Consider the following 23,166-nt stretch of genomic DNA (forward strand, 5'->3'; position numbering starts at 1 on the left):
GGCGGCTGGACGGGGCTTCAGCGCCGATAGAGGGATTCCAGCATCCGGGCGATGTTGTCGCGGATCGCCTGTTCGAGCGCGTCCCGCTCCATCAGCACGGGCTCCGGCAGGCCGGCGGTGACCTTCCGCTCGGCGCTCGTGTCGATGTCGGCGCGCCAGACTTCGGCCGCGGTCCCGGCGTCCCTCAGGACATAGGCGGCGGTGATGCCGATCTCCGTCTCGAAGGGTCCCGGTATGGCCGGCGTCCTCGCGTTGGAGATCGCCATGTCGAGCCGATAGGTCGGGCGGCTCGCCGCCAGGAGGCCGCGGCTGGCGAGCGTGTTGATCAGTGCCTCCCGCAGATCGGTACGGGAAATCGCGCCGACGCCGGAGATCTGCCCCGCGGCACTGCCTTGCAGCGTTATCTCGCCGACCTCGATGCCCTGCCGGAGGGTTGCGTCCCTCGGCTGCGGAGGTTCCTGCGGATCGACGGGGACCACCATCTGCGGCATCCGGGGATGGACCGCGCCGGGCGGAGTCTGACAGGCGGCGAGCATGATGGCGAGGAGAAGGACGACGTGACGCATACCGCACTTGTACACACCGATCCGGGCCTGTCACCCCATCTTTGGGGGAAACCCGAAATCAACCCGGGCGCGGCGTGCCGGGACCCATCCTGGCGTCGCCTCACCCGCCCCTGACGTCCATGGAGAGGACGACCATCGAGAGATAGTCGGAGAGCATGGCCTTGTCCCGGCTTTCCAGGAGGATCTTGGAAGACACGTTGCCGTTGCCGGTCCTCAGCCCCGGGGTCCGGCTCTCCCAGGCGTCGAGGAACCGGTCCAGGGCGGCGTTCCATCCGGCATCGCTGTTCCGGCAGAAGATCTTCGACAGCGAGAAGTGGGGCACCTTGCGGAAGGGGGACGGAAGATTCCGCCCCCGGAAGCGGGCCGGCGGCTCTCCCAGGGATTGGAAGCGGGACTCCAGGGTCCGGCGGAAGTCCCGGAACGTCGCGCCGCCGCTCTCCATGCCGATGGTCACGACCGGGATGCCGAGCAGCGCCACGATCTCGGCGATCAGGCGGGCGTTCTCCTCCTGGTCGTAGCGAATGGCCCGATCGACCGCGGAATCGCCGACGCCGTCCCTCAGGGTCTGCGTCAGCCCCGCGGTGCGTGGCGTATGGTAGGAGCTCTTGTTCAGCACCATGACCTTGGACCGGAACGATCCCGGGCCGTAGATCCCGTCGAAGAAGGCGTGCGCCATCCGTCCGGCGCGCCCCGCCGCGCAGAGATAGACGGAATTCTCCCACTCCCTGCGGCCGGGATTGTCGCCGACCAGGACAAGGTCGGGCAGCGGCCCGCCGTCCGCGGCATAGTCCGAGAGATCCCGGTTCTCCACGAACAGGGACGACACGGTGTCCCTCAGGTGCCGCGTCCGCTGCCCGTGGGCGGCGACGATCTCCCGGAACGCCGCTACCGGGGCGGAGGTCCCGCCGGATGCCGGCGGATCGCCGGGGATGACGGTTGGACGGACCGCGTTCGGACGGTCCGGGGCGGCTGCCCCTTGGCTCGGATTACTCAAGATTCCCCCTTCCGCTGCGAGGCGCGCCTTATCTACGGTTCCGGCGACTTCCTTGTCGAGGGGCATCGATCCGGCTATAGAGAACACCATGGCAGCGACCGGAGGCATTGCGTTTGCGGTCCCGGCAGAAGGTTCGGAAGGCATGAAACTCTCAGACGTCGATATTGACCGATACCTCGCCGAGGGACGCATCCAGATCGACCCGATGCCGACGGAAGGCCAGATCGGCGCCATGTCGGTCGATCTCCAGCTGGGGGACACTTTCCAGGTGTTTCCACCCGGCAAGGCGGCCTTCGTGGACCTCGCGCCGCCCGTGGGGCATCCCAGCCAAGTGCCGGACAAGCTGATGGACCGGGTACAGATACCCGCCGGGGAGTCGTTCTTCCTGCATCCCGGCGAACTGGTGCTGGGCATCACCGTGCAGCGCATCCTGCTGCCGAACGACATCGCCGGCCGCCTCGACGGGCGCAGCAGCCTGGCCCGGCTGGGCCTGATGGTGCATGCGACGGCGCACACGATCGATCCGGGCTGGAACGGCCGCATCACGCTGGAATTCTTCAACTGCGGCCGCCTGCCGCTGGCGCTGCGGCCCGGCATGCGCATCTGCGCGCTCAGCTTCGAGACGCTGATGTCGCCGACCTCGAAGCCCTATGCCGCGAGGGCCGACGCCAAGTACCGCGACCAGCTCGACCCCCTGCCGAGCCGGATCAACCTGGAGCAGCCGCTCAAGGAATAGCGGCGGTCTTTTCGTCCAGAATGCCCGCCGCCTCGCGGGCGATCTCGTGCAGATCCTCGCCGCCGGCGGCGGCGTGGTCCAGGAGGCGGCTGCGCATCCGCGGCTCCCAGAAGCTGCGGATATGGGCGGCGGTCTCGGCGACGGCCTCGTCCCTGGGATAGGACTGGAAGAAGCCGGCGATCTGGTTCGCCATCCGGACCAGTTCTTTCGTATCCATCATGGGCTCCCATGGGCTCCGGTTGAGTGGGGTCGGGTCAGTGGAACAGCATGACGCCGTCACGGCCCGACCGGGCGGCGAGCGTCATGCCGGCGTCCCGCGCGAGGTTCAGGGCCAGCGCGGTCGGGGCCGAGACGGAGGCCAGCATCGGGATGCCGAAGGTCGCGGCCTTCTGCACCAGCTCGAAGCTGCACCGGCTGCTCATCAGGGCGAAGCCGCCGGACGGGTCGGTGCCCGCCCTGGCGAGCGCGCCGACCAGCTTGTCCAGCGCGTTGTGCCGGCCGACATCCTCCCGCGCCATCAGGATCCGACCGTCGGGATCGCACCAGGCGGCGGCATGGAGCGAGCGGTTCGCGCGGTTCATCGGCTGGTGGTCCGGCAGCCGGGCGAAGGCCGCCGCGATCGCCGCCACCGACGGGGCGAAGGACGCCGTCACCCGGCGCGGCCGGCGCACCGCGCTGGCGAGGCTGCTCACCCCGCAGAGACCGCAGCCGCTGCGGCCCTCCATGGTGCGCCGCCGCTTCACCCCGTCCAGCAGGTGCCGCCGGTCCACCGCCATGGACAGGACGATCCCCTCCGCCTCCTCCCTGATGGTGACGCCCTCGATCTCGGCGGCGGCGCCGACGATCTCCTCGCACAGGCTGAATCCCAGCGCGAAATCCTCCAGGTCGGCCGGCGTCGCCATCATCACGGCGTGGGACCGCTTGTTGTACTCGAACGCCACCGGGACCTCCTCGGCGACCAGCCAGACCGTCCCGGCCGGGCCGACGCCGTCGGCGGGACGGGAATGCGCGTGGCCCGATACCGGGTCCAGCACGGGGTTAGACATCTCGCGCCCTCCCTATTCCGCCGCCACGCCGGCCGCTCCGGTCCGCCGGAGCTGCCAGTCAGAAGGCTGGTTGCTGCGGGTCACCTGAACCGCCGTCACCTTGTATTCGGGGCAGTTGGTCGCCCAGTCGGAGTTGTCGGTAGTGACCACGTTGGCGCCCGTCACCGGATGGTGGAACGTGGTGTAGACCACGCCCTGGGGCATGCGGTCGGAAATGCGGGCGCGCAGCGTCGTCCCGCCGATCCGGCTGGCCAGCGACACCAGGTCGCCGTCCTGGATCCCGCGCTGCTCGGCGTCGTGCGAATGGATCTCCAGCACGTCCTCCGGGTGCCAGGCGACATTGTCCGTCCTGCGGGTCTGGGCGCCGACATTGTAGTGGCTGAGGATGCGCCCCGTGGTCAGGATCAGCGGGTACCAGCGGGACGCGCGTTCCGGCGTCGCCACGTATTCGGTGATCATGAAGCGGCCCTTGCCGCGCACGAAGCCGTCGCCGTGCATGATCGGCGTGCCCTCGGGTGCGGCGTCGGTGCAGGGCCATTGCACGCTGCCCAGCCGGTCGAGCCGGTCGAAGCTGACGCCCTGGAAGGTCGGGGTCAGGCGCGCGATCTCGTCCATGATCTCCGACGCCTTGTCGTAATGCATGGGATAGCCCATCGCCGAGGCCAGCTCGGCGACCACCTGCCACTCCTGCTTGCCGGTCTTGGACGGCATCACCGGGCGGACCCGGTTGATCCGGCGTTCCGCGTTGGTGAAGGTGCCGTCCTTCTCCAGGAACGAGGTGCCGGGGAGGAACACGTGGGCGAAGGCCGCCGTCTCGTTCAGGAACAGGTCCTGCACGATTACGATCTCCATCGCGCGCAGGGCGGCGGTCACGTGCTGGGTGTTGGGGTCGGACTGGGCGATGTCCTCGCCCTGGACGAACAGGCCCTTGAAGCTCCCCTCCCCTTCTGCGCCGGGAACGGCGGCGTCGAACATGTTGGGGATGCGCAGGCCCGGCTCGGCGTCCAGGGCGGCCCCCCATTCCCGTTCGAACAGGCTGCGCACCCCGTCGTCGGAGACGTGGCGGTAGCCGGTCAGCTCGTGCGGGAAGGAGCCCATGTCGCAGGAGCCCTGGACGTTGTTCTGCCCGCGCAGGGGGCTGACGCCGACGCCGTCGCGGCCGATATTGCCGGTCAGCATCGCCAGGTTCGCCATGCCCATCACGGCGGTGGATCCCTGGCTGTGCTCGGTCACGCCCAGGCCGTAATAGATCGCGGCGTTGCCGCCGGTGGCGTAGAGGCGGGCCGCGGCGCGCATCTCCGCCGCCGGGACGCCGGTATATTGCTCGACCGCCTCCGGGCTGTGCCGCGGGTCGCCGATGAAGGTCTCCCACCGGGCGAACTCCAGCGCGTCGCACCGATCGGCCATGAAGGCGTGGTTCGCCAGCCCCTCGGTCACGATGACATGGGCGATCGCGTTCAGGGCCGCGACGTTGCTGCCGGGTCGGAGTTGGAGGTGGTGCGCGGCGGCGACATGGGGGCTGCGTACCAGGTCGATCCGGCGCGGATCCATGACGATCAGCTTGGCCCCCTGGCGGAGCCGCCGCTTCATGCGCGACCCGAAGACCGGATGGCCGTCGGTGGGGTTGGCGCCGATCACCAGGATGACGTCGGCATGGTCCACGCTCCGGAAGTCCTGGGTGCCGGCCGAGGTGCCGAAGGTCTGCTTGAGCCCGTATCCGGTGGGCGAGTGGCATACCCGCGCGCAGGTATCGACGTTGTTGTTGCCGAAGGCGGCGCGGATCATCTTCTGGACGACATAGACCTCCTCGTTGGTGCAACGGGACGAGGTGATGCCGCCGATCGAGCGCCGGCCGTGGCGCGCCTGGACGTCGCGCAGGCGGGACGCGGCGTAGCCGATGGCCTCGTCCCACGAGACGGTCCGCCAGGGATCGTCGATGGTCTCCCGGATCATGGGCTTCATCCGGCGGTCGGGGTGCGTGGCATAGCCCCAGGCGAAGCGGCCCTTGACGCAGGAATGCCCCTCGTTGGCCCCGCCGTCCTTGTGCGGCACCATGCGGACCACCGTGGTGCCCTGCATCTCCGCCTTGAAGGAGCAGCCGACGCCGCAATAGGCGCAGGTCGTGATGATGCTGTGCTCGCCCTGTCCCTGGGCGATGACCGACTTTTCCATCAGGGTCGCGGTCGGGCAGGCCTGCACGCAGGCGCCGCACGAGACGCATTCGGAGTCCATGAAGCTTTCCAGCGCCCCGGCCGACACCTTGCTGTCGAAGCCGCGGCCGTCGATGGTCAGGGCGAAGGTACCCTGGACCTCGCCGCAGGCCCGCACGCAGCGGGAGCAGGCGATGCATTTCGACGGGTCGAAGGTGAAGTACGGGTTGCTCTCGTCCTTCTCCGCCTTCAGGTGGTTCGCGCCGTCGAAGCCGTAGCGCACGCTGCGCAGCCCGACCGCGCCGGCCATGTCCTGGAGCTCGCAGGCGCCGTTGGCCGGGCAGGTCAGGCAGTCCAGCGGATGGTCGGAGATGTAGAGCTCCATCACCCCGCGCCGCAGCCGGCCGAGCCGGTTGTTCTGGGTCGAGACCTTCATGCCGGGGGAGACCGGCGTGGTGCAGGAGGCCGGCGTGCCGCGCCTGCCCTCGATCTCCACCATGCACAGCCGGCAGGAGCCGAAGGGCTCGACGGAATCGGTGGCGCACAGCTTGGGGATGTTGATGCCGGCCTCGGCGGCGGCGCGCATCACCGAGGTCCCTTCGGGAACGGTCACGCTGCGCCCGTCGATGTCGAGGGTCACCAGCGCTTCCGAGCGTCGCGCCGGGGTGCCGTAATCGATGTCCTGGATCGACGACATGGTCTGCTCCTTAATCCTGTCACTGGGCCGGTCGCCCGGCCGGTCACTGGGCCGGTCACTCGGCCGCGAGGGCGGCGGAGGGACGGGTGAAATCCTCGGGAAAATGCTTGAGCGCGCTGCGCACGGGGATCGGGGTCATGCCGCCCATGGCGCACAGCGAGCCGTCGGTCATGACCTCGCACAGGTCCTGGAGCAGCGTCAGGTTGCCGCCGACATCCTTCCCGGCGATGATCCGGTCCATGACCTCCACGCCGCGCACCGCGCCGATGCGGCAGGGCGTACACTTGCCGCAGGATTCGGCAGCGCAGAACTCCAGGGCGAAGCGCGCCTGCCGGGCCATGTCGACGCCGTCGTCGAACACGACGATGCCGCCATGGCCGACCATCGCCTCCTGCGCGGCGAAGGCCTCGTAGTCCTTGGGCAGGTCGAACAGGGAGGGCGGCAGGTAGGCGCCCAGCGGGCCGCCGGCCTGCACCGCCCGGATCGGCCGCCCGGTCCGCGTGCCGCCGCCGAAATCGTACAGCAGCTCGCGCAGGGTGATGCCGAACGCCTTCTCGACGATGCCGCCGTGCCGGATGTTGCCGGCCAGCTGGAACGCCAGCGTGCCGCGCGACCGCCCGACGCCGAAGTCGCGGTAGAAGGCCCCGCCCCTGTCCAGGATCACCGGCACAGAGGTCAGGGACAGCACGTTGTTGACCACGGTCGGCTTGCCGAACAGCCCTTCCAGCGCCGGCAGCGGAGGCTTGGCGCGGACCATGCCGCGCTTGCCCTCCAAGCTCTCCAGCATGGAGGTCTCCTCGCCGCAGATATAGGCGCCGGCGCCGACGCGGACCTCCAGGTGGAAGGTGTTCGCGGTGCCATGGATCCCCACGCCCAGCCAGCGCTCGTCATAGGCCAGCCGGATCGCCTCGCGCAGGGTGGCGATGGCATGGGGGTATTCGGACCGGATATAGACGAAGCCGTGGCGGGCACCGACCGCTATGGCGGCGATGGTCATGCCCTCGATCAGGCAGAACGGATCACCTTCCATGATCATGCGGTCGGCGAAGGTGCCGCTGTCGCCCTCGTCCGCGTTGCAGCAGACGAACTTCTCCGCGCCCGGCGCGTCGAGCACCGTCTTCCACTTTATGCCAGTCGGGAAGCCCGCCCCACCGCGGCCGCGCAGCCCGGACTCCGTGACCTCGGCGACGATCTCCGCCGGGGTCATGGCGAGCGCCCGCTCCAACCCGCGGAAACCGCCGTGGCGGCGGTAGTCCTCGACCGACAGGGGATCGATCACGCCGCAGCGGGCGAAGGTCAGCCGTTCCTGCCTCGCCAGGTAGGGGATTTCCTCGGTCGGCCCGTGCCCCAGGGGATGCTCGGCGCCGGCCAGGAAACCGGCGTCGAACAGGCTCGGCACGTCGCCGGGCGAGACCGGGCCGTAAGCGACCCGGCCGGCCGCCGTCTCGACCTCGACCAGCGGCTCCAGCCACAGCATGCCGCGCGACCCGTTGCGGACGATGCGGACGGGAAGGTCGCGCCGGACCGCCTCGGCGCGGATCGAAGCATCGACCTCGTCGGCACCGACCGACAGGGCCGCCGCGTCGCGGGGGATATAGACCGTGCATAGGGGGATCGTGTGCAGGGGGACGGTCATCGGGCGCCCTCCGCTTCCAGGGTCGCGGCGGCGATGGCGTCGAAGCGGCGGGCGTCGACGCGGCCGTACAGCGCCTCGTCCACCATGACCGCCGGGGCCAGCGCGCAGTTGCCCAGGCAGAACACGGACTCGAGGGTGAAGGCGTCGTCGGCGGTGGTCCCGCCCAGGGCGACGCCGAGGCGGCGGCGGACATGGTCGATCAGGCCGTCGGGGTCCATGGACTGGCAGGCTTCCGCCCGGCAGACCTTGACCGTGTGGCGGCCGGGACGGGTGCGCCGGAACTCGTGGTAGAACGACACCACCCCGTGGACGTCGGCCCGCGACAGGTTCAGCTCGCGGGCGAGCAGCGGGATCGCGTCCTCGTCGATGCAGCCGAACTCCTCCTGGAGGGCGTGAAGGATCGGCAGCAGGGCGCCCCGCATGTGCCGGTGGGCGGCGATGATGCCGGCGGCGCGTCCGGCGTCCCATGGAGATCGAGCGTTCATGTTCCCCTCCCGCGCGGCCGGTTCGCGGCGACCGCTTATTCTCGGTTGATCCATCCACGGGCAGGGTGGCGGATCCGGGAGAGGTTCGGCAAATTTGATTTATCGATAGGCCGATAGGGTTTCGCTATCGCAGCCAGAGCGCCTGCGTCTCCTCGGCCAGGGCGCGCAGGCGCTGGGCCAGCCCGTCCTCGGCGGCGACGGCGGCGAGCGCGCTCGCCAGGGGCGACGGCGGATCGCGGTCGGCATGGACCAGCCCCACGGCATAGGTCAGGTCCGGGTCGGTCAGCGGCAGCGCCACGAGGTCCGGGTGCGCCGCCACCACCGTGAGCAGTTGGCCCGGCACCACGCCGGCCCCCAGGCCGCTCCGCACCAGGGAATAGAGCGTCATCATGGAGTTGGTCTCCATCAGCGGCGCGACGGCCCGGCCGGCCATGCGGAAGGCCGCGTCGGCGATGCGGCGGTTCTGCATGTCGGGCGTCAGCAGGCAGAGCGGCAGGTCGGCCGCCCGGCTCCAGGCGATGCCGGTCGCCCCGTCGGGCACGACGGCGCGGGGCGCCAGGAGGAAGTAGCGCTCGGAGTAGAGCGGCACGGTCCGGACGTTTCCCAGCGGCTCATTGTCGAGGTAGGTGACCGCGGCATCCAGCTCGAAGGCGTCCAGGTCGCGCTGGATCTCGCGCGAACTCAGCGAGGTGACGCAGGAGCTGATCCGCGGATATCGGCCGGCGAAGCGGGCCAGAAGCTGGGGCACCGCCGGCAGCGCGGTCGGGATGGCACCGATCCGCAGCCGCCCCGATAGGCCCCGGGAGAGCGACGTCAGTTCCTGTTGAAGCCCGTCTCGCTCGGCCAGGATGCGGCGGGCATAATCGAGGACCTTCCGGCCTTCCGGGGTGAAGCCGGCGAATTTCTGGCCGCGCTCCACGATTGGCACGCGCAGCTCGTCCTCCAGTTGGCGGATCGCGTTCGACAGGGTCGGCTGAGAGACGTGGCAGGCCTCGGCCGCCCGCCCGAAATGCTCCTCCCGCGCCAGGGCCACCAGATAGACGAACTTACGGAACACGGCGCTTCCCCCCTGAACGGAATCCTGCATTTTGATGCTTCTGATACATTATTCTGTAATTCATGCATGTTCATGCAGGAGAACAGCAAGTATGTTCTCGGACAGACTACGGAGGGAAGGCGCATGCGGCTGGTTGAGAAGCTTATGGGCGGCGCGGTGGCGTGCCTTGTCCTGGGGGCCGTGCCGGCGAAGGCCGACGACGCCGTCCGCCTGTTCGCCGCCGGCAGCCTGAAGGCCGCCCTGACGGAGCTGGCGAAGGGTTACGAATCGGCGGGGGGTCCGAGGGTCGAGGCCACCTTCGGCCCGTCCGGCCAGCTCCGGGCGCGGCTGGAGAAGGGCGAGGCGGCGGACCTGTTCGCGTCCGCCAACCTGGAGCATCCGCAGGCGCTGGCCGACGCCGGGCTGGCCGCGCCCGTGCGTCCGTTCGCCCGCAACGAGCTGTGCGCCCTGGCGCAGCCGCACGTGGCGGCGACGCCCGATACGCTGCTGGACCGCCTGCTGGACCCGGAAGTCCGCGTCGCGACCTCCACCCCGAGGACCGATCCTGCCGGCGACTATGCCTGGGAGCTGTTCGGCAAGGCCGAAGCTCTGCACGGCGGCAGCGCCGGCCTGCTGCGGGACAAGGCGCTGCAACTGACCGGCGGCCCGGAGTCCCCCAAGCCCCCGGCGGGTCGGACTGCCTATGGCTGGCTGATGGCGGAGGACCGTGCCGACATCTTCCTGACCTACTGCACCAACGCCCGGCTGGCGGTGGACGAGGTCCCGGACCTGAAGATCGTCGCGGTGCCGGAGCCTCTGGCCGTCGGCGCGGTCTACGGCCTCGCGGTGATCACGGGGGGCGACACGGCCCGGGGAACCGCGCTGGCGGACCATATCCTTTCCCCGGCGGGGCAGGCCGTCCTGGAACGCTACGGCTTTTCCAAGCCCTGACGGCAGGCGGGAGGTATCATGGGAAGAGGGTGCATGGGCACGGTGGCGGCCGTGGCGCGCATGCTCGCGCTGCTCCTGGCGCTGGCACCGGGCTGAGCGGCCCGCCCTGGGGAATGGGCGGCGGTTTCTCCTTTGGAAACCACCTGTCGCACGGCTGGCCATTTCCGGTCACTCCGGAAGGGTCCCGGAAGATGACCGGCATTCGAGTCGGCGGGATGGTATGTATTGCGCAGCCGGATCGCGGCGGCGGCCGGCCCAATGAGACGCTCCAGACTAAAAGCCCCGTCGCGGCGAAGCGGCGGGGCTTACTTAAGTAATATACTGCACCACGAGACCTTGCGGCCGGCGGCCTTCCCGGCATCGCGACTTGCGTCATGCGCGATCGTCTTGGGACCTGGAGTCCGGCGACCGACGATCCACTTCACCGGCTCACTCCGCCGGGACCGCCACCAGGGGACGCGAGGTCTCCCGGATCGGGAGATGGACGAGCGCGCTGAAGGCGCCGATGCCGACGCCGATCCACCATACCGCGTCGTAGCTGCCGTAGGCGTCGTAGAGCCGGCCGCCGAGCCAGACGCCCATGAAGCTGCCCAGCTGGTGGCTGAGGAACACGATGCCGTAGAGCGTGCCCATGTAGCGCAGCCCGTAGAGATGCGCGACCAGACCCGACGTGAGGGGCACGGTGGCCAGCCACAGGCTTCCCATCACGGCCGAGAACACCAGCACCGTGGTCGGCGTCATCGGCGTCAGGATGAACCAGGCCGAGGCCAGGGTGCGGCCCGTGTAGATCCCGGCCAGCAGGTATTTCTTGGTGTAACGCTTGCCGGCCCAGCCCGCCGCCAGCGTGCCCGCGATGTTGCCGAGCCCTATGATCGAGATCGCGACGGCGCCCAGGGCGCCGGTCGTCGTGATTCCCATCGAGTGCAGCACGCTGCCCAGCATGATCGGTCCGCACACCTCGGCCACGAAGGCCGGGAAATGGGCCGTGATGAAGGCGAGCTGGTAGCCGCAGGAAAAGAACCCCAGGAAGATCAGCGCGAAGCTGGGGTCCCGCAGCGCGCCCAGCACCACCGACCCCATGCTCTGCTGAAGCTCCGTCCTGGAGACGGGAGCGGGCGAGCGCATCCAGGGCAGCACGGCCAGCACCGCCAGGATCAGCACCGCGAAAGCCAGGAACACGCCCTGCCACGGCATCAGCGCCAGGAGACCTTCGGCCAGCGGCGGCCCGACCACCTGCCCGGCGGACCCGGCCGCGGTCACGATGGCGAGCGACATGGAGCGGTTCTCGTCCGACGAGGCCCGGCCGACGACGGCGAGCACCACGCCGAAGCCCGTGCCCGCGATGCCCAGGCCTACCAGCACCTCGTACAGGTGGTGCTGGATCGGCAGGGTGGCACCCGCCGAGAGCACGAGGCCCAGCGCGTAGGCCAAGGCACCGAGGATGATCGCCTTGCGGTCGCCGATCTTCTCGGCCAGCGCGCCGAAGAGCGGCTGGCCGAAACCCCAGGCGAGGTTCTGGATCGCGATGGCGAGGGAGAACTCGGCGCGGGGCCAGTTGAACTCCATCGCGATGGGAAGCTGGAAGACGCCGAACGAGGCGCGGATGGCGAATCCCACCAGCACCACAAGGCTGCCGGAGAGGAGGACAGGCGTGATGAGGGCGGAGCGCTGTGTCATCCGATCTGTCTGCGCCGGGTCGGGAATCCTGTCAACCGGCGGATTCGCCGAACCTGCCATGCGCCGATCGCCCGCAAGGGAAAACCGATCGTCATCGGGGAGACGCCAAGCTTCCCCTGTGTCATCCCGTCATGCTCTCCGGCTTGATTTCCTCCCCAGTGCCTCTTCACAGGGCGTCTATCGGGATCTTCAGGTAACGCCTGCCGTCGTCCTCCGGGGGCGGCAGCCGACCGGCCCGGACGTTCACCTGGATCGAGGGGATGATCAGCTTCGGCATGTCGAGCGTCCTGTCGCGGGCCTCGCGCAGGGCGACGAACTCTTCCTCGCCCACGCCGTCATGGACATGGATGTTGCACGCCCGCTGCCGGGATACCGTGCTTTCCCAGGCGAAATGATCCCGGCCCGGCGGCTTGTAGTCATGGCCGGTGAACAGCCGGGTTTCGGGCGGCAGGTCCAGGATGCGCCGGATGGAGCGGTACAGGGCATGGGCGTCGCCGCCGGGGAAGTCGCATCGCGCCGTGCCGTAATCGGGCTGGAACAGCGTGTCGCCGACGAAAGCCGCGTCGCCGACCACATAGGTCATGTCGGCCGGCGTGTGGCCCGGCGTGTGGATGGCCCTGCCCTCCAGCCCGCCGATCCGGAACCGCTCGCCGTCGGCGAACAGGTGATCGAACTGGCGGCCGTCGGTGACGAAGGCGGGCTCCATGTTGAACAGCGTCCGGAAGACTTTCTGGACCTCGCGTATATGCTCCCCGATGCCGATGCGGCCGCCCAGCTTCTCCTTCAGGTAGGGAGCGGCGGACAGGTGGTCGGCGTGGATGTGGGTCTCCAGTATCCACTCGACCGTGAGGCCGCGCTCATCCACCGTCGCGACAAGGCGGTCCGCCGAGGCCGTCGAGGTGCGCCCGGACTTCGGGTCGAAATCGAGCACGCTGTCGACCAGGGCGGCGGCCCTGGTGGCGGGATCGACGACCACGTAGCTGACGGTGTTGGTCGCCTCGTCGAAAAAGGGGATGACCTCCGGTTTCATCATGACCTCCTGTATCGGCCCTTTCGAGGGCTGCCCGCGTTGCTGCTTGAACAGGTGGGTCCGGCTATTATATTAGTCAATACTAATTTATAGCGAGAGACTTCGCGTGGGCGAACCGAACGATGATCCGACTGACGCCACTCCCCGCTCCCGATAGCCCGTTTCCTAGAAGCCCGAGCGTGCCCCGATGCAAGAACTCCTTACGATCCTGTCCGGCTCGCTGGTCGGATTCACCCTCGGCCTGATCGGCGGCGGCGGGTCGATCCTCGCCGTGCCGCTGCTGCTCTACGTGGTGGGAATACCGGATCCCCACGTCGCCATCGGCACCAGCGCATTGGCGGTCGCCGTCAGCGCCTTCGCCAACCTTGCCCAGCATGCCCGGGCCGGGACGGTGAAGTGGCCGTGCGCCGTGACCTTCGCCGCCTCCGGCGTGATCGGCGCCCTGGTCGGTTCGACCATCGGAAAGGCGGTGGAGGGCGAGAAGCTGCTGTTCCTGTTCGCGCTGGCGATGGTCGCGGTCGGGGTTTCCATGCTGCGCCGGCGGGGTGGCGAGGGCGATCCCACGGTCCGGATCGACCGGCGCATCGCGGGTCGGCTGCTGGCCGTCGGGTTCGTGGTCGGGATGGTATCGGGCCTGTTCGGGATCGGCGGCGGTTTCCTGGTCGTGCCCGGCATCCTGTTCGGCAGCGGCATGGCGGTGCTCAACGCCATCGGGTCGTCCCTGTTCTCGGTCGGGGCCTTCGGCCTGACCACCGCGGCCAACTACGCCGTCTCCGGCCTGGTCGATTGGACGATCGCGGCCCTGTTCATCGCGGGCGGGCTGGCGGGCGGCTTCGCCGGCCTGAAGGCCGCGGTCCGGCTGTCCACCCGCAAGGGAGCGCTGACCCGGATCTTCGCCGGCGTCATGTTCGCCGTCGCGGCCTACATGCTGTACCGGAACGCGGGCGCCTTCGGCCTGCTCTGACCGCCCGGAAAGGAGGCCCCTTACTGGGACCCGCCTCCGGAGCCACCGCCGGGGCCGCCGCCGCGCGAGCCACCTCCGCCGCCAGGTCCCATGCCCATTCCCTGCCCCATGCCCATGCCGCCATGGCCGGGCATCGGGGGAGGTTCATCGGGCAAGGTGACGCCACGCTCCTTGGCGCGGGCCTGCATCTGGCGATGATGTTCCTGGCGCAGCTGCTCCCGTTCCGCCGCGGACTTGGCCTGATGCATGCGGTTGCGATGATCCGCCCGCTCCTGCTGGGTCATCATCTGGCTCCCATAGATCGGCGTATCGTCCGCCGGGGGCGACTGCGCGAGGACTCCTCGGGAGGCCGGCAGGGACAACGCCAAGGCAACCATCAATACTGTGGGAATACGCATGGTCGCGCCTTCTTCCTGAAAAGGATTGAGCCTCGCTTCAGTGTCGTCGCGGATTCAAGTCATGGAATTAAACTGGATCAAGTCGGCACGCGTCGCAGCCGTTATTCCGCTCCAGCCGACAGGGCATGGAATGCCGACCTGAGAAAGATCGGCGTTTTCGGAGGGTGCCCCGAAGTGGACGTGGTTCAACCATTGGCTCCACCGATCTTGGAACCGGGTCCGGGATGCCTTGTTGCACTAGTACGGAAAGCAATGCGGGCAAGCCCTGGTAAAGGGAAGGGCGGAAAGAGATGGACAGTCGGAAGAAATCCATAGGCCTGGCAGCCGCCGCGGGCATGGTGGGCACTCTGGCACTGCTCGGCATCGTCGGATTGCTCATCGTCTATACCGGTGCGTTCAACGTTGCCGCGACGGAAGAGCATGCCTCGTTCACTCGGTGGGCGTTCGACACCACCTTTCATAATTCCGTCGAGAGCCGCGCCGCGGATACCGAGGTGCCCGAAGACGTCGCTCCGGACATGATCGAGACCGGCGCACGCTCGTACAAGTCGATGTGCCAGCACTGCCACGCCGGACCGGGTGTCGAACGGTCCCCTTGGGCGAGCGGCATGCGGCCGAGGCCGCCCCACCTCGCCGAAGCGGCGGCCGAATGGGAGGAGCAGGAAGTTTTCTGGATCGTCAAGCACGGGGTGAAGATGAGCGGAATGCCGGCGTTCGGGCCGACCCACGACGACCGGGCACTCTGGGGAATCGTCGCCTTCGTCAAGGAACTCCCGGCCATGACGCCCGAGGAGTACGCGATTTCCGGTGGTGCGAACGACAAGGGCGGCGATCATGCGTACTGACCAGGGAGGACGAGCCTGATGCAGATGTCGTACTGGCGCTTCGCCGCGATGATAGCGACCTCGACGGTCGTCATGTATGGTCTGATGTACCTGAATACCTACTCGTTTGAGCATGTCTTCTGGAGCGAGACGCGCGCCTGGATGGCGCTGGTCATGGGTTCCACCATGTCCATCATCATGCTTGGCTACATGCTGAACATGTACAGGAAGCGGGCGGTCAACCTCGCCATATTCGGGGGCTCCATCGCGGTCTTCGCCTTTTCGCTCTGGGTCGTGCGCAGCCAGGCGACGGTGGACGACGTCGAGTACATGAAGGCGATGATCCCGCACCATTCTATCGCGATCCTGACGAGCGAGCGTGCGCAGATCACCGATCCTCGGGTCCGCAAGCTCGCGGAGGAGATCGTCGAAGCCCAGGAACGGGAAATCGCGGAGATGAAGTACCTCGCCGCCGACCTGGAGGCGCGGGACTGATGGATGCCGTGTTTCCGCAGAATGGACGGGTCCCTTTTCTCCCGGGACTGATATTCGTCCTTGGGCTGCTCGCCGGGTGTGGCCAGGACGACGCGCCGGACGACGACACGGGGGCCATCCACGCACCCGAGATCGCGAGGATCGTCCCGGCGGAGGAGGCGCTCGCGGGCGCGCATATACCGACCCTGGATCCCGCCACGATGAACGGCGCGCAGATCCGCAAGGCAGTCGGTGCGGGTCCCCGCTGCGAATTCCGGTACACGGCCGCAGGCAAGCCGGCTCTGGCCGTGAGCATGGGAGCCGCTGGAGAAACGGGGGTCGGGATCGTCAGGCTGAACGGAAACCTGGTCGTCTTGGAACCGGCGCCGATCGACGGCAACGTCGGACAGGGCTCGGATTTCTCCCTGACCGCGATCCCGATCCGGATCACCGTCTCACCTGATGCCGGAGAGCCGGCCGAAGGCCGAGACGGCGTAAGGCGCCGGGAGGCCGACATGATCTTCGAGATCGGGCAGAGGCTCAGGGTCGGCTATCGCGGCTATCTGGACTGCCTGTCAGAGCCGGCGGTGGTCGATCCGGCACCGGGTGCGTGAGGGATTTTTCCCGCAGCCCGGCGGACGCCCGGTCGGCCGTCGACCCGCAGGACGACGTGGATGGCCGGGATGACCAGGACGGTCCGCAGGGTCGAACTCAGCGGGCCGAACAGCAGGGAGGCCGCCAGCCCCTGGAAGATCGGGTCGGTCAGCATGAAGGCCGCGCCGATCGATCCCGGCTCCGGCCTATGCGGCGGCCTGCCTCAGCCAAGCCACGATCTCCTCCCGGCGCGGCAATCGGCCGGACATCTTGACCTCCTCCCCGACGACGAGGCCCGGCGTGCTGATGACGGAGTAATCGAGGATCCGGGCCATGTCCGTGACATGCTCGATCTCGACGGCGACGCCGGCTTCCTGCGCCGCCTCCCGGGTCAGTTCCTCCAGGCGCTTGCAGCGGGCGCAACCCGGCCCAAGGACCTTGACGCGCATGATTCCATCCTCCTTCGAAGCAGTGGTTGCTCACGTTAGCGTTCGAGGCTCAAGCGGCCTTCGTCATGGTGCCGGCCCGGCGATGGAAGGCATGCAGGACCGCGGCAAGGACCAGCAGGAAAACCACGAATCCTCCGCCGAGCAGCCATAGGCTTGTTCCGTCGCGCCATGCCCCGAAGGTCAGGCCCGCCGCCGTGCTGAACAGCGCGACCAGGCCGACATAGGCCCACGCCTTGGTCCGGCCGATGATGCTGGCGGTGATCAGGATGCTTTGCAGGCTCAGCTCGGGGTCCGCCATCAGGTAGGCCAGCAGCGGCCCCGGATGCATGCCGAGCGACAGGAACATCTGCGCGACCGGCACCTCGACCAGGGTCGGGAAGTACATGAACACACCGAAGACGACGCCCACCAGATTGGCGGGAATGGTGTTGCTGCCGGCCATCGTCTCCACCCATTCCGGCCGGATGAACACGCGCAGGACCCCCACCGCGAAGACGCCGACGACCAGCAGCGGAAAGATCTGGCGGACGAACCGCCAACTCTCCCACAGCCACTGCCGAACCTCGAACGGGTCGATGTGGCGGCAGGCGACCCAGACGATCGCCGCCATGATGGCCACCACGCCGACCAGCCTCCCGGTCAGGTGGAGCGTGACGCCGCCGGCCCGGGGCTGCACGCCGACGGCCGCGACCGCCAGGGTCAGCACGACCAGCGCCAGCGTCGCCCAGGTCCAGCGGTTGAACCCCTCGTCCACCCGGCCCAGCCCGAGCGGCGCCACCGCCGCGATGATGCCCAGCAGCAGGACGAGGACCGCCCCTTGCGCGCCGATCCCCTCCTCGCCCCTCGCGGGATCGAAGGGCACCAACCGGTGCAGCGTCGCCTCGACCTCGTCCATGCCGTGGATCGGCAGGGTGACGCTGGCAAAGCTGTCGAGCAGGAGGCCGACCTTCAGCGTTCCGGCGACGAGCAGCGCCACCAGGAGAAGCATCAGGACGACGGCCGGGGGTTGGAAGCGCTCACCCCCGGCAAAGGCGCCGTCGGCCTCGCCGGCGTGGGCGCGGTCGTCCCCGCTGAAGACCAGCGCCATGATCATCCCGATGCCGATGCCGAAGACCAGCGACAGCACGAGACGCGCCGCCGCGAACTCGGCCCCCAGCGCGGCGCCCGTGTAGGTCAGCGCCAGGATGTTGGCCGCGGGCGCGAAGAACAGGAAGGTGATGGCCGGCCCCAGCCCGGCACCCTTCCTGTAGATGCCCGCGAACAGCGGGACGATGGTGCAGGAGCAGACGGCCAGCAGGCTCCCGGCGGCGGTGGCCGCCGGATAGGCTATGGCCTTCGGCGCGCCGGGCCCCAGGAAACGGGTGATCACCGACTTCGGCATCAGCGCGGAGAGGCCGCCCGCGATGAAGAAGGCCGGCACGAGGCACAGCAGCACATGCGCGGCCAGATAGGCCGCGAGACTCCCGAACCCGCTCTGCATGGTCTGGACGAAAATGGCGGACGGTTCCACGTCGGGGATCCCCCCTCGGTTCGCAGCGTGTCGAGGGGCATTAGGCGACGGTATCGGGCGATCCGCCGTGACACATGTCAAAGCGTGCCCACTACTCGTGTCCCTTCGGGGCGAGAAGGCCTATTCGATCCCCGCGGCCTCCCGAGCGATACCGTCCAGAACGGAATTGATCTCCTTCAGCGCGGCCCGGGAGCTTTCCGATCCGGTCTCGCCCAGGCGCCGGAATCCCACCACGCTGGTGCCCGGCGCGTCGGCGGGCGCATAGACGAAGAGGACATAGGGGCAGTAGGCGATATTGCCGGGGTCGGCTTCCATGGCCTTGCGCGACAGCAGGGCCGAGCAGAACTGCATCGTCTCGGCGTCGGCGTAGATCGCACGCGTACTTCCGACATCACCGGCGGTACGCTGCAGCATCGCCCCGATCTTCGCCTTGTAGTCGATGACATAACCCCGGTTTACGATCGAGTCCTCAAGGTCGTGCCGGGCTTGGTCGAAGCTCCCCCTGGCCTCGTAGAGGACGATGCCCTGCATGTCGCCGGCAAGGGTGGGGTTGGGTGCCAGCCCCCACAGGACCGCCGCGAGCGTACCGAACCTGAAAGCGAAAGACATGACCTTCTCCCGATCCGTCCGACGGCCCCATGCCGCCATCGTGTGATGCCGTCTCAAGGTTTGATTATGGTGTAGCCCTGCTCGTGGAGGGCGATCAGTTCCGCCACCCCCGCCTCGACGATCTCGGCGTAGGGGACCAGGTCGGGCCGCCGGCCCTCCTTGCGCTCCAGGGTATCCAGCGTGTTGCCGCAGGCCACGAACGTCACGTTCGGCATGCTCTGTTCGAAGGCCTTCAGCCGGTCCAGCACCGGCGAACGGTCCGGGCGCAGCATGTCGAGGCCTGGGCCGTAGACGACGATCCGGATCTCGACCTCATGGGCCTTGGCGCCGTAGCTCCGCGAGACGTTGGAGGCGATGTCGAGCGCCGAGCGCATGGCCTCCGCGTCGCCATCGCCGACCTGCAGCGCCAGTTTGTGGAAGACGATCTCCTCGCCGTCCTGGGGCTGCGCCAAGGCCGCGCCGGGGGCGGCGGCCTGCGGCACGATGCAGCCGGCGGCCAGGATCGCCGCCCTGACAGTCGCCCGGAGTTTCAAGCCCGCCATCCTGGTTGCTCCCGGTGCTTGGCTGCCGTTTCGGGTCAATCGACGTTGCCGGCCGCGGGTCCCTCTTCGCCGCCGCCGTCCGGCGTCACGTCGAGGACGCGCGCCCGCATGGTGATCGCGACGGGTCCCGGCTTGCAGTCCTTCATGCAAGGCTCGGTATCGGCGACGTAGTGCTTTTCCCGCTCGCGGTCGTCGGGGACGAAGTTATCGACGTTCGGCATCCGGATGTCCGCGAAATTCTCCCGGGAAAGCTCGAACTCCTCGTCCGTCACGATGTCGTTCAGGTACAGGAGATAGGCGGTCAGGGCATAGACGTCGTCGGGGCCGAGGGACCGGGCGTTGCCGAACGGCATCGCGCGGTTGACGTAGTCGTAGACCGTGGACAGGTAGGGCCAGTAGGACCCGATGGTCTTCTCCGGCCGCTCGCGGTCGAGGGTCCCCTCGCCGCCGGCCAGCACCGGCCAGCGGCCGACGCCCTCGCCGAAATCGCCGTGGCAGGCGGCGCAGTTGTCGGTGAAAAGGGCCTCGCCGTCGGCAACCGTGCCCCGCCCGTCCGGCAGCCCCTTGCCATCGGGCCGGATGTCATGGTCCCACGCCGCGATCTCGGCTTCGGTCGCGATGCGGCCCAGCTTGAGCGGGCCGGGGGAAGAAGCCGCCTCGGCATGGACGGAGCCCGCCGACATGGCGAGCAGGCAGGCGGCCAGCAGCGATGCCTTAGGAAACTTCGACATTCTCGAGCGCTCCGTCGGGTTTCAGGTACCAAGTCTGGATGCCGTTGTTGTGGTAGATCGAGTTGGTGCCGCGCGCGGCGCGCAGATCTTCCTTGGTCGGCTGGACGAAACCCTTCTCGTCCATCGCGCGCGACTGGAGGAACAGCTCCGAGCCGTCCCAGTCGAACTCGTGATAGAACCGGTGCAGCGCCTTCGGCAGGCTGGGCCCGTCGATCCGGGCCGTCTGCCAGTTGCGCCCGCCGTCCAGGGAGACATCGACCCGGCGGATCGTGCCGTTGCCCGACCACGCCAGGCCGGAGACCACGGTCCGCCCCCGCCCGTGGGCGATGGGCGCCTGCGGGCTCGGGCTGGTGATGACAGACTTGACCTCCATCTGCCAGGTGAACTTCCGGGCCTTGCCGTTGGCGAGCAGGTCCGTGTATTTGGACGTCTCCTCGCGGTGCTCCCAGGGCGCGTCGCCGACTTCCAGACGGCGCAGCCACTTGACCCACATATTGCCTTCCCAGCCGGGAACCACGAGGCGCACGGGATAGCCCTGTTCCGGCCGAAGGGCCTCGCCGTTCATGCCCCAGGCGACGAGGCAGTCGTCCAGCGCCTTGTCCAGGGGGATCGAGCGGGTCATGGCGGACGCGTCGGCCCCTTCGGCCAGCAGCCAGGTTCCCGACGTCTTCAATCCCGCCTCTTCGAGAAGGGTGCGCAGCCGGACGCCGGTATACATCACGCAATGGACCATGCCGTGGGTGAACTGGCAGCCGTTCAGCTGGGCGCCCCGCCATTCCATGCCCGAGTTGGCGGCACATTCCAGGAAATAGACCCGGTTCTCGCGCGGGAAGCGCTTGAGGTCGTCCAGGGTGAAGACCAGGGGCCGCTCGACCAGGCCGTGGACCATCAGCCGGTGGTCGGCCGGCGCGATCTCGGCGATGCCGCCATGGTGCCGTTCGAAGCAGAGTCCGTTGGGCGTGATGATGCCGTCCAGCCTGTGCAGCGGCGTGAAGTTGACGGAGCTCTTGGTGTCCGCCGTCAGCCAGGGCACGTCACGGCGCACGACGTCGGCTTCGAACCTGGACGGCACCCCGTAGGGCCGGGCGTCCACCCCATCGCCCAGGTAGCGGTTCCAATCCTGGACCTCGGTGATCAGCGGGTCGCCGGCCGCCAGGGCCGGCCGCACGGCGAGCCCGGCGCCAAGCGCGGCGGCACCGCCGAGAAAGGCGCGGCGGGATGCCTGCGGTCGCGATGGCTTGTTCATCTGTTCGGTCATGGTCTTTCTCCAGTCGCCGGACGAAGGCCAGTGGTCACTAGGCGCCCTTGAGCAGGACGGAGCGGTTTTCCTTGAGGCGGACGACCGGGTGTTTCGCCAGGTAGCTCTCCACCACGTCCCAGATCGCCGGACCCTCGGTGTTCTCGTTGATCGACGCCCACCCGGCGACGGCATATTCGCGGCCGGCCTCGATGGGCTTCCGGGTCGCCAGGATGGTCATGTCCGAAATGCGGGAGCCGATCGTCCGGGTCGGGTCGATGGCGAAGCCGAGCCCGCCCACCCGGACCATGTCGCCGCCTTGCTGGTAATAGGGGTCGGCGTTGAAAAGATTGTCCGCGACATCCTCCAGGATGGTCTTCAGCGTCTGCCCGGTCATGGTGCTGCGGTAGGCCGCCGGGTAGGTCATCGCGCAATTATTGTGGAGGTCCTCCACGGTGATGGCGCTTCCCGCCGGCAGCGTGGTTCCCCACCGGAAACCGGGGGACAGGGCGATCTCGGCATCGCGCTCTTCCAGCAGCGCCTCGCAGATCAGGTCGTCCCAGGTGCCGTTGAAGTTGCCGCGGCGGTAGAGCAGCGTCTCGGTCCGCCCGATCTCGCGCTTCAGGTCGCTCTCGTAGGGTGCCCGCACCCTGTCGATCAGCGCCGCCATGTCCCGGTCGGCGGAGATCACGTCGGAGAACACCGGGATCAGCCGGTACCGGAAGTCCTTCAGCGCGCCGTCGCGGACGTCCAGATCGAGCCGGCTGAGGAACTTCCCGTTCGAGCCCGAGGCGATCAGCAGCGTCTTGCCGACCTTGAACGGTTCCGGAAGCGCGTCGTGGGTATGGCCGGTCAGGACGATGTCGATGCCCTGTACGCGGCTTGCCAGCTTGCGGTCCACGTCGAAGCCGTTGTGCGACAGCAGGATGACCAGGTCCGCCCCGTCGGCGCGCACCGCCTCGACCGTCCTGGCGACCTGCTCCTCCCGGATGCCGAACGACCATCCCGGGATCATCCAGCGCGGGTTGGCGATCGGGGTATAGGGGAAGGCCTGGCCGATGATCGCGACCTTGACGCCGCCCCGCTCCACCATGTGGTGGGCCTCGAAGGCCGGCTCGTCCCACTCCGCGTCGAAGATGTTGCAGCCCAGGAAGGGGAAGGACAGGCTCTCCACCACTTCCTTCACCCGGTCGGCGCCGTAGGTGAATTCCCAATGTCCGGTCATGGCGTCGGGCCGCAGAAGGTCCATCGCCTCGATCATGTCGGCCCCGGCGGTCCGGTTGGACGTATAGCTGCCCTGCCACGTGTCGCCGCCGTCGAGCAGGATGACGTTCTCCTCCCCCCGCTCCGCGCGCGCCCGTCCGACGATGGTGGCGATGCGGTCGAGCCCGCCCATCCTGCCGTAGGTCCCGGCCAGGGCGGCATAATCCTCGGAGGTCAGCGCATAGGCGTCGGGCGAGCCCGGCTTGATCCCGTAGAGCTTGAGGAAATCCGCCCCGGTCACGTGCGGCGGCAGGCCGGCGACCTCGCCCACCCCCAAGTTGATGGAGGGCTCGCGGAAATAGAGCGGCTTCAACTGCGCATGGATGTCGGTGATGTGCAGGACCGTGAGGTTTCCGAAATCCTCGGCCGCCAGCAGGTCGTCCTCGGTCAGGCGCTGCTGGGCCGCCGCGCGCGACCAGCGGCCGGACAAGCCCAGGCCCATCGCCGCGGAGAGGGCCGTCGTCGCGGACAGGAACTCACGTCTGGAAAACATGCACGATCTCCCTTGCGGGCGGCATCGCGCCGCCGCATCGATGTTCGGCGAAGTCTAGGATCGGTTGGCGGTCG

The 23,166-nt window shown here is 68.4% G+C and carries 24 protein-coding genes; 6 read left to right on the top strand and 18 right to left on the bottom strand.

The window, feature by feature from the left end:
- Positions 1-17 precede the first annotated feature (17 nt).
- Complete coding sequence (locus tag JL100_RS18695; RefSeq protein ID WP_202679124.1) at positions 18-566, bottom strand: YajG family lipoprotein; 549 nt, start codon at positions 564-566, stop codon at positions 18-20.
- Between the two features lie 100 nt (positions 567-666).
- Positions 667-1,560, bottom strand: coding sequence for a hypothetical protein (locus JL100_RS18700; RefSeq protein WP_202679126.1), 894 nt, complete (start codon positions 1,558-1,560; stop codon positions 667-669).
- Positions 1,561-1,702: 142 nt separating this feature from the next.
- On the opposite strand from JL100_RS18700, the gene dcd reads away from it, so the two are divergent.
- Positions 1,703-2,296, top strand: a complete 594-nt coding sequence (dcd, locus tag JL100_RS18705) for a dCTP deaminase (protein WP_202679129.1) — start codon at positions 1,703-1,705, stop codon at positions 2,294-2,296.
- Here the strand turns inward: dcd and JL100_RS18710 are convergent.
- The 6 genes from JL100_RS18710 to JL100_RS18735 all read right to left on the bottom strand — a co-directional run bounded on the left by JL100_RS18710 (position 2,286) and on the right by JL100_RS18735 (position 9,397).
- Complete coding sequence (locus JL100_RS18710; RefSeq protein ID WP_202679377.1) at positions 2,286-2,513, bottom strand: formate dehydrogenase subunit delta; 228 nt, start codon at positions 2,511-2,513, stop codon at positions 2,286-2,288. The genes dcd and JL100_RS18710 overlap by 11 nt on opposite strands.
- Before the next feature lie 37 nt (positions 2,514-2,550).
- Entirely contained in the window at positions 2,551-3,342 is a 792-nt protein-coding gene (fdhD, locus tag JL100_RS18715) for a formate dehydrogenase accessory sulfurtransferase FdhD (protein ID WP_202679136.1), read from the bottom strand.
- A 12-nt stretch (positions 3,343-3,354) separates the two neighbouring features.
- Positions 3,355-6,189 (bottom strand): formate dehydrogenase subunit alpha, encoded by a 2,835-nt coding sequence (fdhF, locus tag JL100_RS18720; protein WP_202679137.1) that lies wholly within the window; start codon positions 6,187-6,189, stop codon positions 3,355-3,357.
- A 55-nt stretch (positions 6,190-6,244) separates the two neighbouring features.
- Positions 6,245-7,825 carry a formate dehydrogenase beta subunit gene (locus JL100_RS18725; RefSeq protein ID WP_202679138.1) on the bottom strand — a complete coding sequence of 527 codons (1,581 nt, stop codon included), beginning with the start codon at positions 7,823-7,825 and terminating at the stop codon, positions 6,245-6,247.
- On the bottom strand, positions 7,822-8,310 hold the full coding sequence (locus tag JL100_RS18730) for a formate dehydrogenase subunit gamma (protein ID WP_202679139.1): 489 nt from the start codon (positions 8,308-8,310) through the stop codon (positions 7,822-7,824). The genes JL100_RS18725 and JL100_RS18730 overlap by 4 nt, the downstream gene beginning before the upstream one ends.
- A gap of 124 nt (positions 8,311-8,434) precedes the next feature.
- Positions 8,435-9,397: a LysR family transcriptional regulator gene (locus JL100_RS18735; RefSeq protein WP_211113004.1), complete on the bottom strand. Its 963-nt coding sequence runs from the start codon at positions 9,395-9,397 to the stop codon at positions 8,435-8,437.
- A gap of 93 nt (positions 9,398-9,490) precedes the next feature.
- Here JL100_RS18735 and JL100_RS18740 point away from each other — a divergent pair, with 93 nt between their 5' ends.
- A complete protein-coding gene (locus JL100_RS18740; RefSeq protein WP_228420782.1) occupies positions 9,491-10,297 on the top strand; it encodes a molybdate ABC transporter substrate-binding protein in 807 nt (268 codons plus the stop codon).
- 429 nt (positions 10,298-10,726) lie between these two features.
- Here JL100_RS18740 and JL100_RS18745 read toward each other — a convergent pair whose 3' ends face one another.
- Both JL100_RS18745 and JL100_RS18750 read right to left on the bottom strand, forming a co-directional pair.
- Positions 10,727-11,974: an MFS transporter gene (locus JL100_RS18745; protein ID WP_202679140.1), complete on the bottom strand. Its 1,248-nt coding sequence runs from the start codon at positions 11,972-11,974 to the stop codon at positions 10,727-10,729.
- Between the two features lie 166 nt (positions 11,975-12,140).
- The gene (locus JL100_RS18750) at positions 12,141-13,004 is read right to left on the bottom strand and encodes an MBL fold metallo-hydrolase (RefSeq protein ID WP_202679380.1); all 864 of its coding nucleotides are present in this window, start codon (positions 13,002-13,004) and stop codon (positions 12,141-12,143) included.
- Between the two features lie 187 nt (positions 13,005-13,191).
- On the opposite strand from JL100_RS18750, the gene JL100_RS18755 reads away from it, so the two are divergent.
- Entirely contained in the window at positions 13,192-13,968 is a 777-nt protein-coding gene (locus tag JL100_RS18755; RefSeq protein ID WP_202679141.1) for a sulfite exporter TauE/SafE family protein, read from the top strand.
- 20 nt (positions 13,969-13,988) lie between these two features.
- Here JL100_RS18755 and JL100_RS18760 read toward each other — a convergent pair whose 3' ends face one another.
- Entirely contained in the window at positions 13,989-14,366 is a 378-nt protein-coding gene (locus JL100_RS18760; protein WP_202679142.1) for a hypothetical protein, read from the bottom strand.
- Between the two features lie 290 nt (positions 14,367-14,656).
- On the opposite strand from JL100_RS18760, the gene JL100_RS18765 reads away from it, so the two are divergent.
- Genes JL100_RS18765 through JL100_RS18775 form a run of 3 tightly spaced genes read left to right on the top strand, consistent with a single transcriptional unit; the run spans position 14,657 to position 16,278 of the window.
- Complete coding sequence (locus tag JL100_RS18765; protein WP_202679143.1) at positions 14,657-15,211, top strand: c-type cytochrome; 555 nt, start codon at positions 14,657-14,659, stop codon at positions 15,209-15,211.
- Between the two features lie 18 nt (positions 15,212-15,229).
- Positions 15,230-15,685 (top strand): DUF305 domain-containing protein, encoded by a 456-nt coding sequence (locus JL100_RS18770; RefSeq protein WP_228420783.1) that lies wholly within the window; start codon positions 15,230-15,232, stop codon positions 15,683-15,685.
- Positions 15,685-16,278 carry a DUF6692 family protein gene (locus tag JL100_RS18775; protein ID WP_202679144.1) on the top strand — a complete coding sequence of 198 codons (594 nt, stop codon included), beginning with the start codon at positions 15,685-15,687 and terminating at the stop codon, positions 16,276-16,278. Before JL100_RS18770 ends, JL100_RS18775 begins: the two co-directional genes overlap by 1 nt.
- A gap of 186 nt (positions 16,279-16,464) precedes the next feature.
- On the opposite strand, the gene JL100_RS18780 is transcribed toward JL100_RS18775, so the two are convergent.
- The 7 genes from JL100_RS18780 to soxB all read right to left on the bottom strand — a co-directional run bounded on the left by JL100_RS18780 (position 16,465) and on the right by soxB (position 23,092).
- Positions 16,465-16,707 (bottom strand): thioredoxin family protein, encoded by a 243-nt coding sequence (locus JL100_RS18780; protein WP_202679145.1) that lies wholly within the window; start codon positions 16,705-16,707, stop codon positions 16,465-16,467.
- Between the two features lie 49 nt (positions 16,708-16,756).
- Positions 16,757-18,217: a permease gene (locus JL100_RS18785; RefSeq protein WP_202679146.1), complete on the bottom strand. Its 1,461-nt coding sequence runs from the start codon at positions 18,215-18,217 to the stop codon at positions 16,757-16,759.
- Positions 18,218-18,337: 120 nt separating this feature from the next.
- Positions 18,338-18,826: a hypothetical protein gene (locus JL100_RS18790; protein WP_202679147.1), complete on the bottom strand. Its 489-nt coding sequence runs from the start codon at positions 18,824-18,826 to the stop codon at positions 18,338-18,340.
- 53 nt (positions 18,827-18,879) lie between these two features.
- A complete protein-coding gene (locus tag JL100_RS18795) occupies positions 18,880-19,368 on the bottom strand; it encodes a DsrE family protein (RefSeq protein WP_202679148.1) in 489 nt (162 codons plus the stop codon).
- Positions 19,369-19,403: 35 nt separating this feature from the next.
- Positions 19,404-20,099: a c-type cytochrome gene (locus JL100_RS18800; RefSeq protein ID WP_202679149.1), complete on the bottom strand. Its 696-nt coding sequence runs from the start codon at positions 20,097-20,099 to the stop codon at positions 19,404-19,406.
- A complete protein-coding gene (gene soxC, locus JL100_RS18805) occupies positions 20,083-21,357 on the bottom strand; it encodes a sulfite dehydrogenase (RefSeq protein WP_228420784.1) in 1,275 nt (424 codons plus the stop codon). The genes JL100_RS18800 and soxC overlap by 17 nt, the downstream gene beginning before the upstream one ends.
- Before the next feature lie 37 nt (positions 21,358-21,394).
- Positions 21,395-23,092 (bottom strand): thiosulfohydrolase SoxB, encoded by a 1,698-nt coding sequence (soxB, locus tag JL100_RS18810; protein ID WP_202679150.1) that lies wholly within the window; start codon positions 23,090-23,092, stop codon positions 21,395-21,397.
- Positions 23,093-23,166: the final 74 nt, after the last annotated feature.

The organism is Skermanella mucosa (assembly GCF_016765655.2).
Taxonomy (GTDB): domain Bacteria; phylum Pseudomonadota; class Alphaproteobacteria; order Azospirillales; family Azospirillaceae; genus Skermanella; species Skermanella mucosa.